Origin of the sequence: Pseudomonas sp. MN1F (genome assembly GCF_009391885.1) — a bacterium.
GTDB lineage: Bacteria > Pseudomonadota > Gammaproteobacteria > Pseudomonadales > Pseudomonadaceae > Aquipseudomonas.
The window spans coordinates 23,360-38,520 of record NZ_VZII01000034.1 but is presented as its reverse complement, the minus strand read 5'-3'; the positions used below and the strand labels follow the sequence as shown (position 1 = coordinate 38,520).

Below are 15,161 nucleotides of genomic sequence, written 5' to 3'. Positions count from 1 at the left end.
ATCCTGTGAATACGACCGGTGTGTTGTGCTTTGCGTGCTGTGCGGGCATTTCACGCGGTTCTAGTCATCCGGCGATTCTTGTGGTGAGAGGCAACCGGATGGCGGGTACAACGGCGCTTTTGCGCCGCGCTCGCTGAGCTGAGGGATCTTGTGGTGAGAGGCCTCAGCTCAGCAGTCCTTACTTTTGCTGCTTTTCAGCAACCTTTTTTTGCTCTTCATAGAACAGCTCAATAGCCTTACCCACCTCATAGCGGACGGCTGCGCCTTTTGTGGCTCGATAGATAGTTGGCTGCGTAACGCCAACCCGATCTGCGATCGCACGTTGCGAAAACCCCAGATCAATCAGCTTTTGAAGCATCTCTTGAATGGTCATTGCACCCACCGATGCGTTATCGAATTGGAATGATAATACCCAAACGAATTAAACAGAGCAATACAATTCCGATACGTAAACGAATCAGAGCAAAGGCCGTGATAGGAAAGCGCGTAGCACAGCGAATGCATGAACTGGAGTGGTCCGAAGGGGAATTAGGAAGACGCTCAGGGGTACCGCAGCCGACTATCCACCGCATCCTCACCGGGACTTCGGCAAGCCCACGCCAGGCAAACGTAGAGAAGCTGGCGAAAGCCCTGGGTGTGACCAGCGAGTGGCTTTGGAAAGGCGGAGAAGCGCCTGACATCGTGACCGGCCCGAACTCCAACATCGAACCAGGTCCACGTATTCGCGGATTCGTCCCGCTGATTTCTTGGGTGCAGGCGGGAACGTGGTGTGAAATGCAAGATGTGCTCGAACTGCAGGACGTAGAAAACTGGCTACCTTGCGCGGTATCACACAGCAGCGCGACCTTTGCGCTGAGGGTACGAGGCCTATCGATGTACAACCCCCATGAGAGGCGCTCTTTCCTTGATGGCGACATCATTTTTGTCGATCCGAACAAGGACTACGAGAACGGATCGCTGGTTATTGCCAAGCTTGCCGACAGCAAGGAAGCGACCTTTAAACAACTGGTTCTAGAGGGGTCGCGGAGGTTTTTGAAGCCGCTGAACCCATCTTGGCCTGATCCGATTATCGAGCTACCCGAAGATGCATCGATCTGCGGAGTCGTGGTCTCCAAGCTGGAAATCTTCTAACCACACCGCTCATACGATCAATACGAATAGGTATTGACCGTCTAAATTCGTTTGAGTATTGTCTGGACCTCCATCCTCTCACCACCGAGGTCCAGAAATGCCAACTGCACAGCCAAGCAGTGGGTGTAAGGTCTACCTGCACCCAACCACCTGCAACCGCCCCTCCACCGTCGAAGCCTTTCAACGCTCTACCGGGCTTCGCTTGGTCGTCTCCCCTGCCGGTCATGTCCGCGCCATCCCCAATGGGGGTGAGGCATGAACGAATTCACCATCAATCTGCGTCGAGTGATGCTTCTGGAAGGGACGTTGGAGCACGGCGGCAGCGCCACCTGCCCGCTGCGACGCCCTGAAACCATCGTTGATGCTCACATCCAGGTGGAGAACGACGAGCGCGATCATCACCTGCAGGTCCGCTTCGGTCCGTTCACGGGTTCGATCACGCTGCGCCGCGGCGACTCGACCAAGTACATGTCCCTGCGCGACTTTCTGCAGGACGTGGCCAATGGCCGGACTGAGTCAGGACAACAGATCCAGCGCGCTATCGCACTGATGGAAGCGCTGGACTGTGTGAGCCAGGTATTACCAGACGGCTTGCATGCCTACATCACTCCCACAACCGACGAGCACCGCCCCTTCGGCACCGTTGTGACCAACGATCAGGGAGAGGTCTACGCGACTGCATACGGCAGCTGCAAGACCGCGCTGGCCGAAGAAGTGCGCATGAAGCTCGGCCAAATCCCCGTGGGGCGTGGGGAGCAACCATGACCGATACGCTTGGGCAGCTACGCAAGCAGTGGACAACTCCCTGCCCGACATTGACTGCGGTGCGTGAGCACTACTTCCCCCACATCAAGACAGACCGCCGGTTCAGGGAGTTGATCAACGCCGGAAAGATTGGGCTGAAGCCTACAAAGCTGCACCACTCAGCCCGAGCGCAGTACGTGATTTACCTGCACGACCTTGCCGACTACTTCGACACCCAAGCGAAGCAGACGGCATAGCAGAGGCGGCCCCGGCCATCAGGGGCATCGCATCCAGCACCAGGCCATCACCACAACACCGGCCGGTGCTGGGCACTTTGGAGCACAGCACATGCAACCACATCAGTACGCACTCGCCGCTGGTATCGGCTGGATGATCACCCTGATCATCCTTCCTTTCCTGATCGCCAAAGCACGCCGACTTGCTTATGCCCGAGGCTTCGAGGCCGGTAAAACCTTCCACGACCAGACCTTGAGCCTGCAACTCAAGGAAGCCAAACAGGCCTTGGACGATCTCCGCGCAGAGCTGCTGCGCACTCAGCAAACCGGAAATGTGGAGCTTGCCGCGCGCCGAGCCAGCATCACCGCGCTCAAGGCAAGCATCAGGGAGCTTGAAGCCCGAATCATGTCGTACACAGGGCTCGCGGTGACCAAGGCGGACTACGAGAAGCTGGTCAGCGCTTCGTCCACGATGCGTCTGGCTCAGCGCACTTTCAAAGCCTTGAAGACCGATGCCGAGGCAACGCGAGCAGGCGCCCAGGCTGACGTAATTGACGACTTGGCCAAGCGGATCCACGCCCAACTGCGCAGCACCCCAGCCAACGGCGCCAACGCGGGAGCTGCAGCATGACTACTAAGCCCCCTCGCAGCTGCCTCGTTCACGGTCCCGCCGGATGCGGCAAGACCACCAACGCCCCAGCCATCGCAAAAGCGCTCGGCCTTAGCCAGATCCTCGACAACTGGGACGCTGGCGCCCCTGTACCGCTGCTGGACACCCTGGTGCTGACCAACGCTGACAATCCCGCTTGGTACTTCGATGGCCGCGTGATGACCTTCGACCAGGCAATGCAGATCACCCGTCAACAGGAGATGACAGCATGACCGCCGCCCTGCAGATCGCCATCCAGACTGCGCAGCAGCAAGCCCTGCCCTTCCAGCGCGAGCTGTACGTGGACCTGTTCGCCGGTGCTGGCGGGGCCAGCAGCGGCGGCGCACGCGCTTACCGCGACCCTGACATCGCCATCAACCACAATCCCATCGCCATCGCGGTGCACCGCGCGAACCACCGCAACACGCGTCACTACATCAGCGACATCTACGAGGTCGACCCGCTGCAGGCCACCGGCGGTCAGCCCGTGGGCATCTTGTGGGCATCCCCTGACTGCCGCCACTTCTCCAAGGCCAAGGGCGGCGCTCCACGCAGCAAGGCTGTGCGCTCGCTGCCATGGGTCGTGGTTCGCTGGGTCTTCGCCACCCGCCCACGCCTGCTGCTGATGGAGAACGTTGAAGAGTTCCAGGCTTGGGGCCCACTGGACGACGAAGGCAAGCCGATCAAGTCGGAAATGGGGCGCACATTCCAGGCATTCGTCGCCTGCCTCACCACTGGCCTGGCTGCCGATCATCCTGACATGGGCGAGATCATGGACTGCATTGGCCAGTGGGTACCGATGGACGCACTGGTGCGCGGCCTGGGTTGCAATGTGGAGTGGCGTGAGCGCCGCGCCTCGAACGCAGGCTCTCCGACTATCCGCAAGCGCCTGTTCCTCATCGGCCGCACGGATGGCCGGCCCATCGTCTGGACGAAGCCGAAGCGGCACGAGAAGCCGAAACCAGGCCAATTGCCTTGGCGCACTGCCGCCGAGTGCATCGACTTTTCCGACCTGGGCAAGAGCCTGTTCGCACGCAAACGCCCACTGGTGGACAACACCTGCCGGCGCGTGGCCAAGGGTTTCTGGCGCCACACCGTCATGGCCGAGCAGCCTTTCGTGCTCCAGCTGGACGAGCAGCAGCTGGCCGCCGCAAGCCTCACCGAGTTCGCCAACGCGAGCACGCAGCGCACGTTCAGCGCCGGCGAGCCGCTTCGCACTCAGGTGGCCCAGATCAAGGGTGGCCATTTCGCCCTGGCCGCAGCCCACCTGACCCACCTCACACATCATGGGGACCGTTCGGGCTACCCCGTTTACGAGCCTACCCGGACGATCACCGGGGCGAACCGAGGCGAGCAAGCACTGGTCACCGCGTCGATGATCACCCTGCGCAAAGGCTCCACCGGTAGCGGAATGGACCACCCTGTAAACGCCCTGACCACCGGCAGCGGCCACCACGCGGTCGCTGCATGCCACTTCGAGCAGGCCAACGGCGGTTTCTACAAAGGCGACGGGCGAGCAGCCAAGGTGCCACTGAGCACGATTCTCGGGCGCGGTACCAATCAGCGTCTGGCCAGTGCGTACCTGGTGAAGTACTACGGCACCGGCGGGCAGTGGCAGGACATGGGCGAACCGATGCACACCCTGCCAACCAAGGAACGCATGGCGCTGGTAACCGTTGTCCAGGTACCCGCCGCGATCCTGCCGCCCGAACTGCTGGCAAAGGCCCGCAAGTGCGCTCACTTCCTGCACAAGTACCTGCCGGAGCACTTCCCCGAGCTGGTCGACCTGGTGCTACTCGGCGAGCATGCCTTGGTCGATTTCACCCTGCGCATGCTCAAGGCCCCAGAACTGAAACTCGCCCAAGGCTTCAGCCCCGACTACATCCTTGATCGCGGCCTGTTCGAGAACAAAGAAACCGGCCTGCTGGAATGGCGCCCGATCAAGAACACCGACCAGATCCGCCTGATCGGCAACAGCGTCTGCCCTGACGAAGCGGAAGACTTGATCGCCGCCAACGCGAAAGACCTGATCGACCTGTACCAGCAGGAGGCCGCATGAGCACGCACCGCCATGATTGGTACATGAGCGAGGCCGACGACGGCGGCCTGTATCACTGCAGGAAGTGCAGGCGCACCCACGAAGGCACGGTCCCTGAAGCCGACGGTTGCCTAGTGTCCAACGCCGAACACAATGCAGTCGCGTGGCTCGGCCAGGCCGGGCTGTACCGCACTCGTTTTGACGCCGTGCGCAATTGCGAGCAGTCCCTCACCCCGGTTTCTGCCGGGGAGCTGTTCGAGCTTGCAAGCAAGCAGGTGCTCAGCCAGCTCAACGAGGGTCGCCGTCGTGCTTAACCCAACACGCACCTGGCAGCTGATCAGCCTTGCGCTCGCTGTAGCACTGATCGCCACCCTGGTCGAGCTGCATCGCAGCAGCACCGCCTACCGCCCTGCGACAGCCACGTTACCGACAGTTAGCAGCGCCGCGAACTTTGAGCACCTGGCCCTGAGCCCAAACGCTCGCCGAGTCCATGAGAGGTATTCGCTGTGATCGACACATCGACCTACACCCCAACCACCCGTATGCGCAAGGGCATGCAGCCCATGCTTCGTCCCGCCATGTCGTTCATCTGCGACATCTGCGGCAAGGCTCGCGTGAAGGGCAATCACGACCAGTGCTCCAAGGCCCGTCAGGCCGCTGGCTTCATCATCATGCGAGGGCGCAAATCATGAACACTGATCCGAGAGACGTGTTCGTCAGCCTCAACCCCCTTGGCCTGGGCGAGCGCGAACTGGAGAAGGACAGCACCGGCTTCGCTGACATGCGCACGCATAGCGACTACCTGGTGTTCCTGGCTGGCTACAAAGCAGGCACGGTAGACGGCGAGGAACGCGAGTGCCTGCGCCACCATCCAATGAACGCCGAGGGCTGCGAGCCCGACGTCAACATCCAGGCCTCCAGCAAGCCCTGCGCGCTCTCAGCCGCCTGCCGCAGCCTCGACAAGGCGGAGGGTGGCACACCCGACCTCAACATCCATCCCGTTGAATCTGCCTCTCCGACTACCACTAGCAAGATCGCGACAGCCGAAAACGAACTGACGATGGCCCAAGTCGGCCTGCTCGCGGCGGTCAGGGCAGCCTACCCAGTCGGCAGCCGCCTACGAGTCCGAGTTGGACACAATACCACCGAGGTAGTTGTTAAAGGTCACATCGCCGCGTGGTGGTCACACCCTGGCTACATAGAAGCGACCAACCCGAAGACAGGAAAATCTCGCACCTTTCACCACGGCGCAGTTATCGAGGCACTGCCATGAGCACACCACGCTGGGTACTAATCAACCGGGCCGCTGAGCTGACCGGCTACTCCGAAGACGCCATTCGCCACAAGGTGAAGAACGGGACCTGGGCACAGGGCCGGATCTGGCGAAAAGCCCCAGACGGCCGCATCACCATCAATATCGCAGAGTATGACAAGTGGGCCGAGAGCGCATCACAGGTGGCCTAGAGGCCGAGCTGGCAAAGCACACGGGCATCGAGATTCACGGCGCCAACTTGCGGATCGTCTTCATGTGGCGCCGTATCCGCTGCCGTGAATCACTCGGGCTGCCGGTGACCAAAGCCAACATCAAACACGCCGCCCAGCTCCGGGCGGCGATTCTTCACGAAATCAAAGTGGGCACCTTCGAGTACGGGCGGCACTTCCCGAACTCGAAGCATGCCGGGAACTACAGCAGCGCGAGGGACGAGCGCCTGGAAGCCTTGGCAGAGCGCTACAAGCCGCTTAAGGCGGTCGACATAACCCCCATGACCGAGGAGAAGTACGCCTATGCCATCGATATTTGCGTCGAACTGGTTGGCAAGGATCGACTGGCAGGCATCCTGCTACCCGAGGACATCCACTTACTCCGGGCGCGACTGATCGAGACACGCGCCCCATCGACCGCCAACCATTACTTGGCCACCTTCGCCGGCTTCCTCAACTGGTGCGAGAGTAACAAGTACTGCGTGGCTGGGCTCGCGGCTGCGTGCACACGATTCGCAATGAGCGAGAAAGAGCCGGATCCACTGACGCATGAAGAGTTCGACCTGGTAGTTACAAAAGGCTGCCTACACCCTCAAGATGTGGCGGCGACCACGCTTGCCGTCTACACCGGCCTGCGTCCTGGTGAACTCTGCGCGCTGGCCGTGGAAGACATTGACCTAGAGGCAGGGAAGATCGAAGTAACCAGGGCGATAACTGCCGACGGCACATTCAAACTTCCCAAGACAGGTAAGCCCCGCACAGTGCTGCTAATGAAGCCCGCAATCGAGGCCTGCAGAACCCTGATAGCCATCGTGAGCAAGCACCCCAAGCGGGACATCCGCGTTTACCACAACCGACACGAATGGCGAGATGAGTCGGTCACACCGCTCCTGTCGCCAAGCACCCAGGCACGAAAAAAGGTCATCAACGAGTGGTTCGTTTCAACTGCCTGGAATACGAAATGGGCGGGGATTCAGCGCCGCGCCGGTATCCGACCAAGGCGCCCGTACCAGACGCGACACACCTACGCCTGCTGGTGCCTAACCGCCCGAGGGAACCTTGCGTTCATCGCGAAGCAGATGGGGCATAAAGATTTCACAATGTTAGTTGAGGTGTATGCAAAGTGGATGGATGACGAATCACCCACCGAACTTTCCAGAATCTGGGATGGCATAAAGACTGCGCAGAGCCAAGCTAACCGTTATCGGAGCTCGCCTGGATAACCTTGAGAGCATCGATCATCTGTTTTGTTTCTTGTAATTCTAAACGCACCTCATCTAAGTGACGCTCTACTAGGGCGTTATCGAGGTGCGAAAACTCTTCACTCGGATCACCAATCAAACGCTGCGCTGTCTCAGCCTCGAGTTGTACCACACGCCATTGCAAGGCTTCCAGCCTATGGCTAAGCGAAGTTATACTGGACGACAAACTATCCCCATGCAACGTTGAAATGTGGGGCATTGCTACTTGGGTAGTTTTGAGGCCAAGAGCGGACGAAAGTTTTCTACTTTGATTGAACCAGGTAGCAAACAACTTGGAGTCAGCCTTGGACTCAGTAGCCAAAACCACTTCCTCTTCCCCAACTCGCCTCGCCTCTTCCATCGCCTGGGTGGACACTTCTTTACGGAGGAAGCTGCCCGCCTGCTGAAGGAATCCATCCGGTGAATACATGTAAAATCGTCGAGTCGTGAGCCCAACAAACTCTTCTATCAAAGCCGGCTGGGGGCCAATCGTACGACCACTTTGATGAAGCCACCAATCTTCCTTGTTATCACCAGTGACAAAAATGACATTACAATTATCACTGAGAGCCTTATCCAACAATTGTCTCCAGCCGATGTAATCACCATACGGCGATAACCGCTCTTCCAACGACTGGCCGCCCTTCTTATCTGCATCCTTATATCCAGGCGGAATCTTGTTAAGATATCTTTCCGCGCCAGACACAATTAGCTTTTCAAGCTCTTCATCTTGATAGGGCTTTCCGACCTTGCCGTCAAATATTTGAGCTACGGCCTCCTTGACATCATCATCATTGATCTTCTTGTCGTGATGACCTTTATTTGCGCGCAGCTCACCAATAATCAAGTCAAAAGATCGAGTACAGTCCCCCAACACTTCAGGACTAACAAAGGGATGCTGCTTAGGATCTTCAAACTTTTCCCTGAGCTCTAATAAACCTTTAATAGCGGCATCATAAGTTTTAGCTTGATCGCTAATTACCTTCAGCCTATTTTTTAAATACTCTTTAGCTACCTGATGCGAGATCCACAAGCGATCCTTTAGCTTTTCAAACACCCCTAGGAACTCTCGCCTAGTGCCTTCGGAATAGCGATACATATTGAGAAGAACATTCGCATCCAGCGCAATCACGCTGTCTTCCCACAAACGTTTCAGATCATCGGGCTCATTCGCAAAATGCCCTGGGAAGCTTTTCTTCATCGCTGCGGCCTTTAGAAAAGTTCGAAAATGGATTTAGAAGTCCATTGGATGAATGGCTAAAGAGCCGTTCGTGTTACCTACAACGCGAACAATAGCCCTCAAAGTCAGGCGACATGTTTAAAGGCTTGAGGGATTTTCAGCGAATATCTATATAGCCTGGAAAAAAGCTGGAGGAGACTCAAGCCAGACTCAAGCAGCTACAGAGGAAAGCAACTCCTCGAACTCCTCAAGCCGCTTTTGACAGCGCGCAAAATGATCACGCGCCCGGAGAACTGTGATGGTCTCAGCCATATCGTAATCTGCATCACAGCGCCCCTGATGCAGTTGTTTAAGCTGATAACCAAGTCGACGCAGTCTCATGCGTAGCTGCTTATCAGCATTCATACTATCTTCGAAGAACTTCGACAGTTTCCGATGAGTAGGGCCTGAAAAATCGCTAACCGGAGGCACACTCACAGTATCGCCGTACGCCAGCGCCGCATGATAAACAGCATAATAGGAGCGGGACATTGAATTACGATGGCTAAACTCACAACCTTCAGCCTCAATTGCCGAGGTCGCATAGCTCATAAAGTCCTTGTAACAAATAGCCATATTCGCGGGCCTTTCCTTAAGCTACTTCGCTCTCTGCAGGGGCAACATGATCACACACGGTGAAGACTAGTCGATTCCATGCTTCTATGTCTTCAGAGCTCGCCATCGCGTCAGCGATCTCTTCATTAAGATCAAAAAGAATGTCACTAGACGACGTCTTGACGCGGAGAACAACATCAACGTGAGGCACTTCATCAAAAGTACCTGAACTGAAGGTCATGGTTTCAATACCATTAACCAAGCCTTTCCGCGACAACACTGCTCTAACTAGCGCCATGCTGAGCTTGAAATCCTCAATAGAAACCTTCGCTCTAGCAAAACGCTCTACGGCAGTCGCAATATAACGAACCGACCGCACGGAATTCGCTTGCCTGCCAGGATTAGCTTTATCAAAGCGCTGAATTACACGCTCGAACTCAACAAAATCACCAGAATAAATCATGGCTTGCGCTACCTCTTCTAAAACCTGATCCGTGGGTGCTTGCTCAAATGCACGAAGAAGTAACTCTAACGCCTCAAGTCCAGCACCAAGGCGTTTCAAGGAAAAAGCGTAATTCTCAAGAAAAATAATCTCCGAATTCAGTCGCAACGACCGCTCGTGATTACTTCTCGACTCAGCCTCATCCCCCACCACCGAATAAAACATACCAAGGAGCATATAATACTGAGCAGCGTCAGCGTTCTTTACCTTCTCAATCTCTCTTTTGACGCGTGCCAACTCCATTTCAGATGGCTTCTCGCGGCCTGCAAGAATATTGATCTGATCGGTTATGTCGTGGGCAATCGTGAGCTGAACAGGCATGAATCCTCCTGGCGCTGATCGTCCTGATCAGCGGGTCACACATCACCTAGCTAGCACTGCTTAAGGTGAAGTGTAAACGAAATCTGAAAATACGCTGGGGTGTTACGAGCCTCAGGCCCACCCATCAGCGGCTTTGTAAAGCCGCTGATGGGTGGGCCTGAGGCGAGAGCAATGTGGAGAGAGGCATGTCGGGCATTAAGCCAGCAGTCAAGCCCAACGTCAAACAGAAAACTCTGCATCACTCCACCGCCCATCGAGTCATTACCACTCACAGTCCGACTACCACGTGTTACCCTGTGCAGCTTTGGACCACCGCTGGACTGGCTTAGCGGCCAAGGGCAGACAGATGGTAGTGAATGCCCCAAATTTGCCCCAGCGCTTGACCTTCAGAACGCCTAAGCCATTGATGAACAAAGCAATCTCCGATTTTTCCGCACACACACCAATGATGCAGCAGTACTGGAAGCTGAAAAACCAGCACCCGGACCAGCTGATGTTCTACCGCATGGGCGACTTCTACGAGATCTTCTACGAAGATGCGAAGAAAGCCGCGAAACTGCTGGACATCACCCTGACCGCGCGCGGTCAGTCGGCCGGCCAGTCGATCCCCATGTGCGGCATTCCATTCCATTCGCTGGAGGGCTACCTGGCCAAGCTGGTCAAGCTTGGCGAGTCGGTGGTGATCTGCGAGCAGATCGGCGACCCGGCCACCAGCAAGGGCCCGGTGGAACGCCAGGTTGTGCGCATCATCACCCCCGGCACGGTCAGTGACGAGGCCCTGCTCGACGAGCGCCGCGACAACCTGATCGCCGCCCTGCTCGGCGACGAACGCCTGTTCGGCCTGGCGGTGCTGGACATCACCAGCGGCAACTTCAGCGTGCAGGAGATCAAAGGCTGGGAAAACCTGCTGGCCGAACTCGAGCGCCTGAACCCGGTAGAGCTGCTGATCCCCGACGACTGGCCGCGCGACCTCCCCGCCGAGAAGCGCCCGGGTGCCCGGCGCCGCGCGCCGTGGGACTTCGACCGCGATTCGGCACGCAAGGCCCTGTGCCAGCAGTTCGCGACCAAGGACCTCAAGGGCTTTGGCTGTGACAAGCTGACCCTGGCCATCGGCGCCGCCGGCTGCCTGCTGACCTATGCCAAGGAAACCCAGCGCACGGCCCTGCCGCACCTGCGCAGCCTGCGCCACGAACGCCTGGACGACACGGTGATCCTCGACGGCGCCAGCCGCCGTAACCTGGAACTGGACGTCAACCTGGCCGGTGGCCGCGACAACACCCTGCAATCGGTGATCGACCGCTGCCAGACGGCCATGGCCAGCCGCCTGCTGACCCGCTGGCTGAACCGCCCGCTGCGCGACCTCAAGGTGCTGCAGGCACGCCAGGACTCGATCCGCTGCCTGCTTGACGGCTACCGCTTCGAAAAGCTGCAGCCGCAACTCAAGGAAATCGGCGATATCGAGCGCATCCTCGCCCGTATCGGCCTGCGCAATGCGCGCCCGCGTGACCTGGCGCGCCTGCGCGATGCCCTCGGCGCCCTGCCCGAGCTGCAGAACGCCATGAGCGAGCTGGAAGCACCGCACCTGGCACGCCTGGCCGCCATTACCGGTACCTACCCGGAGCTGGCCAGCCTGCTGGAGCGCGCAATCATCGACAACCCGCCAGCGGTCATCCGCGACGGCGGCGTGCTCAAGGCCGGCTACGACAGCGAGCTGGACGAGCTGCTGGCGATCAGCGAGAACGCCGGCCAGTTCCTCATCGACCTCGAAACCCGCGAGAAGGCCCGCACCGGCCTGGCCAACCTCAAGGTCGGCTACAACCGTGTGCACGGCTACTTCATCGAGCTGCCGACCAAGCAGGCCGAGCAGGCGCCGGGCGACTATATCCGCCGCCAGACCCTCAAGGGCGCCGAGCGTTTCATCACGCCCGAGCTCAAGGCCTTCGAGGACAAGGCGCTGTCGGCCAAGAGCCGCGCCCTGGCGCGCGAGAAGATGCTCTACGACGCGCTGCTGGAAACCCTGATCAGCCACCTGGCTCCGCTGCAGGACAGCGCCGCCGCGCTGGCCGAGATCGACGTGCTGAGCAACCTCGCCGAGCGTGCGCTGACCCTCGACCTGAACTGCCCGCGCTTCACCGACGAGCCGTGCCTGCGCATCGAGCAGGGCCGCCACCCGGTAGTCGAGCAGGTGCTGACCACACCGTTCGTGGCCAACGACCTGGGCCTGGACAACAACACGCGCATGCTGATCATCACCGGCCCGAACATGGGCGGTAAGTCCACCTACATGCGCCAGACCGCCCTGATCGTGCTGATGGCGCACATCGGCAGCTTCGTCCCGGCCGCCAGCTGCGAGCTGTCGCTGGTCGACCGCATCTTCACCCGTATCGGCTCCAGCGACGACCTGGCCGGCGGGCGTTCGACCTTCATGGTCGAGATGAGCGAAACCGCCAATATCCTGCACAACGCCACCGACCGCAGCCTGGTGCTGATGGACGAAGTCGGCCGCGGCACCAGTACCTTCGACGGCCTGTCGCTGGCCTGGGCCGCAGCCGAGCGCCTGGCCCAGCTGCGTGCCTACACCTTGTTCGCCACCCACTACTTCGAGCTGACCGTGCTGCCGGAGAGTGAACCGCTGGTGGCCAACGTGCACCTGAATGCCACCGAGCACAACGAACGTATCGTCTTCCTGCACCACGTGCTGCCTGGCCCGGCCAGCCAGAGCTACGGCCTGGCCGTGGCGCAGCTGGCGGGCGTGCCGGCGCCAGTGATCCTGCGCGCACGCGAGCACCTGGGCCGGCTGGAAACCACCAGCCTGCCCCATGAAGCACCGGTAACGAAAAAGGCCAAGGACGAGCCGCAAGTCCCGCACCAGAGCGACCTGTTCGCCAGCCTGCCACACCCGGCCATCGAGAAGCTGGGCAAGCTGGACCTGGATGACATGACCCCGCGTCAAGCTATCGAAATGCTATATCAACTAAAGAACCTGTTATAACGGCGCCCACTACAAGCTGGTAGAATCCGCCGCGGTTTGCTGGTGCTGCAGGTTATTAGCCTGGCCTGCAGCCACATGCCCGTAAACCGCGCGGCCCCGAGAGGAAGGGCCGCCGCCGTCGCCTGAGGAGAGAACTAGAAATGACCTTCGTCGTCACCGACAACTGCATCAAATGCAAATACACCGACTGCGTGGAAGTCTGTCCGGTGGACTGCTTCTACGAAGGCCCGAACTTCCTGGTGATTCACCCGGACGAGTGCATCGACTGTGCACTGTGCGAGCCTGAGTGCCCGGCCCAGGCGATCTTCTCGGAAGACGAGGTCCCCGCAGGCATGGAAAACTTCATCGAGCTCAACGCCGAGCTGGCAGAAGTCTGGCCAAACATCACCGAGCGTAAGGACGCCCTGCCCGACGCTGAAGAGTGGGACGGCAAGACCGGCAAGATCGCCGACCTGGAGCGCTAAGCGCCCGGACACGAAAAAGGCCCGCAACGGGCCTTTTTTCATTTTCTGCGGGCAAAAAAAGGGGCGGTTTGACCCGCCCACATTTTTTCCGTAGTCCCTGCTTGTCCCAAACATCGTCCTGATGAAATCGCTTCTTGCGACGTCCTTGGCTTTCTCCCTGAAAGCCTGTGCATGTCCGTGTGCACAGTTCGAATACTAGCGAGTTCCTTGAGGCAGGCAACTGCGAGATCTCTCGGGATGTTACTGGGGACACATTTCCACACAGCCAAAAAATATCTATATTTCAGTTGGTTAGGAAAAAACCAGATCTGAAAGCGACGTTGATTTACGGGTAGTTACACAGATGGCTTACAAAAAGAGTAAGCAAAGGCTTACACGCCATGCATCAGGGGTAGCGCCGTACACATTGCTCAGCCCCGGATTGCTAACCGCCTTACCCAGAAAGCACAAACAAAAACGCCCCGAGGTCATCGGGGCGCTTCAGATAGCGTGAAGCCTGGCTTACTGGAACAGCGACTCGCTGGAAAGCCCGTTCTTCTCGAGGATCTCGCGCAGGCGCTTGAGCCCCTCCACCTGGATCTGCCGCACCCGTTCGCGGGTCAAGCCGATTTCCAGGCCAACGTCTTCCAGGGTGCTGCTCTCATGCCCACGCAGGCCGAAGCGGCGTACCACAACCTCCCGCTGCTTGTCGGTCAGCTCACCCAGCCACTGATCGATGCTCTGCGACAGGTCATCGTCCTGCAGCAGTTCGCACGGATCGGTCGGGCGGTCGTCGGTCAGGGTGTCGAGCAGGGTCTTGTCAGAGTCCGGGCCGAGCGACACGTCCACCGAAGACACGCGCTCGTTCAGGCCCAGCATGCGCTTGACCTCGGCGACAGGTTTCTCCAGCAGGGTGGCGATTTCTTCAGGCGAAGGCTCGTGATCGAGCTTCTGGGTCAGTTCCCGCGCGGCACGCAGGTAGACGTTGAGCTCCTTGACCACGTGAATCGGCAGGCGAATCGTGCGGGTCTGGTTCATGATCGCCCGCTCGATGGTCTGGCGGATCCACCAGGTCGCGTAGGTCGAGAAGCGGAAACCGCGCTCCGGGTCGAACTTCTCCACCGCACGGATCAACCCCAGGTTGCCCTCCTCGATCAGGTCGAGCAGTGACAGGCCACGGTTGACGTAACGACGGGCGATTTTCACCACCAGGCGCAGGTTGCTTTCGATCATGCGTTTGCGGCCGGCAGGATCACCCTTTTGCGACAGGCGCGCAAAGTGAACTTCCTCTTCCGGCGAAAGCAGAGGCGAGAACCCGATCTCGTTGAGATACAGCTGGGTGGCATCGAGCGCCCGACTGTAATCGATGTACTTGTGTTGCTTGAGCGAAGAGCCCGACTTCGCCCTGGTCCGAACCGAAGGTACAGCAGGTTCGTCTGACACCACATCCGTTTCCAAAACGATGCCCGTCTCCATGAGGAGGACGTCATCGTCGATGTCAAACTCCGGCGCTTCTTTACTGAGAGCCATTGTTATAGTCCTTTGCTGAGTTCGAACTCAGACTCTTGCGGCGCCTGTCTCCCTGGCAGCGCAGGAGCCTGTCCCCTC

At 58.8% G+C, this 15,161-nt stretch carries 18 protein-coding genes; 13 read left to right on the top strand and 5 right to left on the bottom strand.

Annotation, left to right across the window (positions count from 1 at the left end):
• Positions 1-178 precede the first annotated feature (178 nt).
• Positions 179-373 (bottom strand): helix-turn-helix domain-containing protein, encoded by a 195-nt coding sequence (locus tag F6X59_RS17200; protein ID WP_132846508.1) that lies wholly within the window; start codon positions 371-373, stop codon positions 179-181.
• 98 nt (positions 374-471) lie between these two features.
• Here F6X59_RS17200 and F6X59_RS17195 point away from each other — a divergent pair, with 98 nt between their 5' ends.
• The 11 genes from F6X59_RS17195 to F6X59_RS17145 all read left to right on the top strand — a co-directional run bounded on the left by F6X59_RS17195 (position 472) and on the right by F6X59_RS17145 (position 7,503).
• Positions 472-1,131, top strand: a complete 660-nt coding sequence (locus F6X59_RS17195) for a LexA family protein (protein ID WP_372240427.1) — start codon at positions 472-474, stop codon at positions 1,129-1,131.
• 255 nt (positions 1,132-1,386) lie between these two features.
• Complete coding sequence (locus F6X59_RS17190) at positions 1,387-1,896, top strand: hypothetical protein (protein ID WP_152957255.1); 510 nt, start codon at positions 1,387-1,389, stop codon at positions 1,894-1,896.
• A complete protein-coding gene (locus F6X59_RS17185; RefSeq protein ID WP_152957254.1) occupies positions 1,893-2,132 on the top strand; it encodes a pyocin activator PrtN family protein in 240 nt (79 codons plus the stop codon). The genes F6X59_RS17190 and F6X59_RS17185 overlap by 4 nt, the downstream gene beginning before the upstream one ends.
• A 91-nt stretch (positions 2,133-2,223) precedes the next feature.
• Positions 2,224-2,742: a hypothetical protein gene (locus F6X59_RS17180; RefSeq protein ID WP_152957253.1), complete on the top strand. Its 519-nt coding sequence runs from the start codon at positions 2,224-2,226 to the stop codon at positions 2,740-2,742.
• Positions 2,739-2,993, top strand: a complete 255-nt coding sequence (locus F6X59_RS17175) for an AAA family ATPase (protein ID WP_152957252.1) — start codon at positions 2,739-2,741, stop codon at positions 2,991-2,993. The genes F6X59_RS17180 and F6X59_RS17175 overlap by 4 nt, the downstream gene beginning before the upstream one ends.
• Positions 2,990-4,819: a DNA cytosine methyltransferase gene (locus F6X59_RS17170; RefSeq protein WP_152957251.1), complete on the top strand. Its 1,830-nt coding sequence runs from the start codon at positions 2,990-2,992 to the stop codon at positions 4,817-4,819. The genes F6X59_RS17175 and F6X59_RS17170 overlap by 4 nt, the downstream gene beginning before the upstream one ends.
• Positions 4,816-5,112: a hypothetical protein gene (locus F6X59_RS17165; RefSeq protein WP_152957250.1), complete on the top strand. Its 297-nt coding sequence runs from the start codon at positions 4,816-4,818 to the stop codon at positions 5,110-5,112. Before F6X59_RS17170 ends, F6X59_RS17165 begins: the two co-directional genes overlap by 4 nt.
• A 192-nt stretch (positions 5,113-5,304) precedes the next feature.
• Entirely contained in the window at positions 5,305-5,490 is a 186-nt protein-coding gene (locus F6X59_RS17160) for a hypothetical protein (protein ID WP_152957249.1), read from the top strand.
• Positions 5,487-6,071 carry a hypothetical protein gene (locus F6X59_RS17155; protein ID WP_152957248.1) on the top strand — a complete coding sequence of 195 codons (585 nt, stop codon included), beginning with the start codon at positions 5,487-5,489 and terminating at the stop codon, positions 6,069-6,071. The genes F6X59_RS17160 and F6X59_RS17155 overlap by 4 nt, the downstream gene beginning before the upstream one ends.
• A complete protein-coding gene (locus tag F6X59_RS17150; protein ID WP_060495023.1) occupies positions 6,068-6,262 on the top strand; it encodes a hypothetical protein in 195 nt (64 codons plus the stop codon). The genes F6X59_RS17155 and F6X59_RS17150 overlap by 4 nt, the downstream gene beginning before the upstream one ends.
• On the top strand, positions 6,232-7,503 hold the full coding sequence (locus tag F6X59_RS17145) for an Arm DNA-binding domain-containing protein (RefSeq protein WP_372240424.1): 1,272 nt from the start codon (positions 6,232-6,234) through the stop codon (positions 7,501-7,503). The genes F6X59_RS17150 and F6X59_RS17145 overlap by 31 nt, the downstream gene beginning before the upstream one ends.
• Here the strand turns inward: F6X59_RS17145 and F6X59_RS17140 are convergent.
• The 3 genes from F6X59_RS17140 to F6X59_RS17130 all read right to left on the bottom strand — a co-directional run bounded on the left by F6X59_RS17140 (position 7,475) and on the right by F6X59_RS17130 (position 10,118).
• The gene (locus tag F6X59_RS17140; protein WP_152957247.1) at positions 7,475-8,722 is read right to left on the bottom strand and encodes a PIN-like domain-containing protein; all 1,248 of its coding nucleotides are present in this window, start codon (positions 8,720-8,722) and stop codon (positions 7,475-7,477) included. The genes F6X59_RS17145 and F6X59_RS17140 overlap by 29 nt on opposite strands.
• 189 nt (positions 8,723-8,911) lie before the next feature.
• Positions 8,912-9,292 (bottom strand): hypothetical protein, encoded by a 381-nt coding sequence (locus F6X59_RS17135; RefSeq protein WP_152957246.1) that lies wholly within the window; start codon positions 9,290-9,292, stop codon positions 8,912-8,914.
• 40 nt (positions 9,293-9,332) lie between these two features.
• Entirely contained in the window at positions 9,333-10,118 is a 786-nt protein-coding gene (locus F6X59_RS17130; RefSeq protein WP_152957245.1) for a hypothetical protein, read from the bottom strand.
• A 418-nt stretch (positions 10,119-10,536) separates the two neighbouring features.
• Between F6X59_RS17130 and mutS the strand changes: the two genes are divergently transcribed.
• The gene (gene mutS / locus F6X59_RS17125) at positions 10,537-13,110 is read left to right on the top strand and encodes a DNA mismatch repair protein MutS (protein ID WP_372240426.1); all 2,574 of its coding nucleotides are present in this window, start codon (positions 10,537-10,539) and stop codon (positions 13,108-13,110) included.
• Between the two features lie 140 nt (positions 13,111-13,250).
• Positions 13,251-13,574 carry a ferredoxin FdxA gene (gene fdxA, locus F6X59_RS17120; protein WP_152957243.1) on the top strand — a complete coding sequence of 108 codons (324 nt, stop codon included), beginning with the start codon at positions 13,251-13,253 and terminating at the stop codon, positions 13,572-13,574.
• Positions 13,575-14,075: 501 nt separating this feature from the next.
• Here fdxA and rpoS read toward each other — a convergent pair.
• Positions 14,076-15,083: an RNA polymerase sigma factor RpoS gene (gene rpoS / locus F6X59_RS17115; protein ID WP_016392283.1), complete on the bottom strand. Its 1,008-nt coding sequence runs from the start codon at positions 15,081-15,083 to the stop codon at positions 14,076-14,078.
• Positions 15,084-15,161 lie beyond the last annotated feature (78 nt).

Coding starts and splice junctions, on each gene's coding strand:
- F6X59_RS17200 (WP_132846508.1), bottom strand. CDS start 373: ATGACCATTCAAGAGATGCTTCAAAAGCTGATTGATCTGGGGTTTTCG.
- F6X59_RS17190 (WP_152957255.1), top strand. CDS start 1,387: ATGAACGAATTCACCATCAATCTGCGTCGAGTGATGCTTCTGGAAGGG.
- F6X59_RS17185 (WP_152957254.1), top strand. CDS start 1,893: ATGACCGATACGCTTGGGCAGCTACGCAAGCAGTGGACAACTCCCTGC.
- F6X59_RS17180 (WP_152957253.1), top strand. CDS start 2,224: ATGCAACCACATCAGTACGCACTCGCCGCTGGTATCGGCTGGATGATC.
- F6X59_RS17175 (WP_152957252.1), top strand. CDS start 2,739: ATGACTACTAAGCCCCCTCGCAGCTGCCTCGTTCACGGTCCCGCCGGA.
- F6X59_RS17170 (WP_152957251.1), top strand. CDS start 2,990: ATGACCGCCGCCCTGCAGATCGCCATCCAGACTGCGCAGCAGCAAGCC.
- F6X59_RS17165 (WP_152957250.1), top strand. CDS start 4,816: ATGAGCACGCACCGCCATGATTGGTACATGAGCGAGGCCGACGACGGC.
- F6X59_RS17155 (WP_152957248.1), top strand. CDS start 5,487: ATGAACACTGATCCGAGAGACGTGTTCGTCAGCCTCAACCCCCTTGGC.
- F6X59_RS17150 (WP_060495023.1), top strand. CDS start 6,068: ATGAGCACACCACGCTGGGTACTAATCAACCGGGCCGCTGAGCTGACC.
- F6X59_RS17140 (WP_152957247.1), bottom strand. CDS start 8,722: ATGAAGAAAAGCTTCCCAGGGCATTTTGCGAATGAGCCCGATGATCTG.
- F6X59_RS17135 (WP_152957246.1), bottom strand. CDS start 9,292: ATGAGCTATGCGACCTCGGCAATTGAGGCTGAAGGTTGTGAGTTTAGC.
- F6X59_RS17130 (WP_152957245.1), bottom strand. CDS start 10,118: ATGCCTGTTCAGCTCACGATTGCCCACGACATAACCGATCAGATCAAT.
- fdxA (WP_152957243.1), top strand. CDS start 13,251: ATGACCTTCGTCGTCACCGACAACTGCATCAAATGCAAATACACCGAC.
- rpoS (WP_016392283.1), bottom strand. CDS start 15,083: ATGGCTCTCAGTAAAGAAGCGCCGGAGTTTGACATCGACGATGACGTC.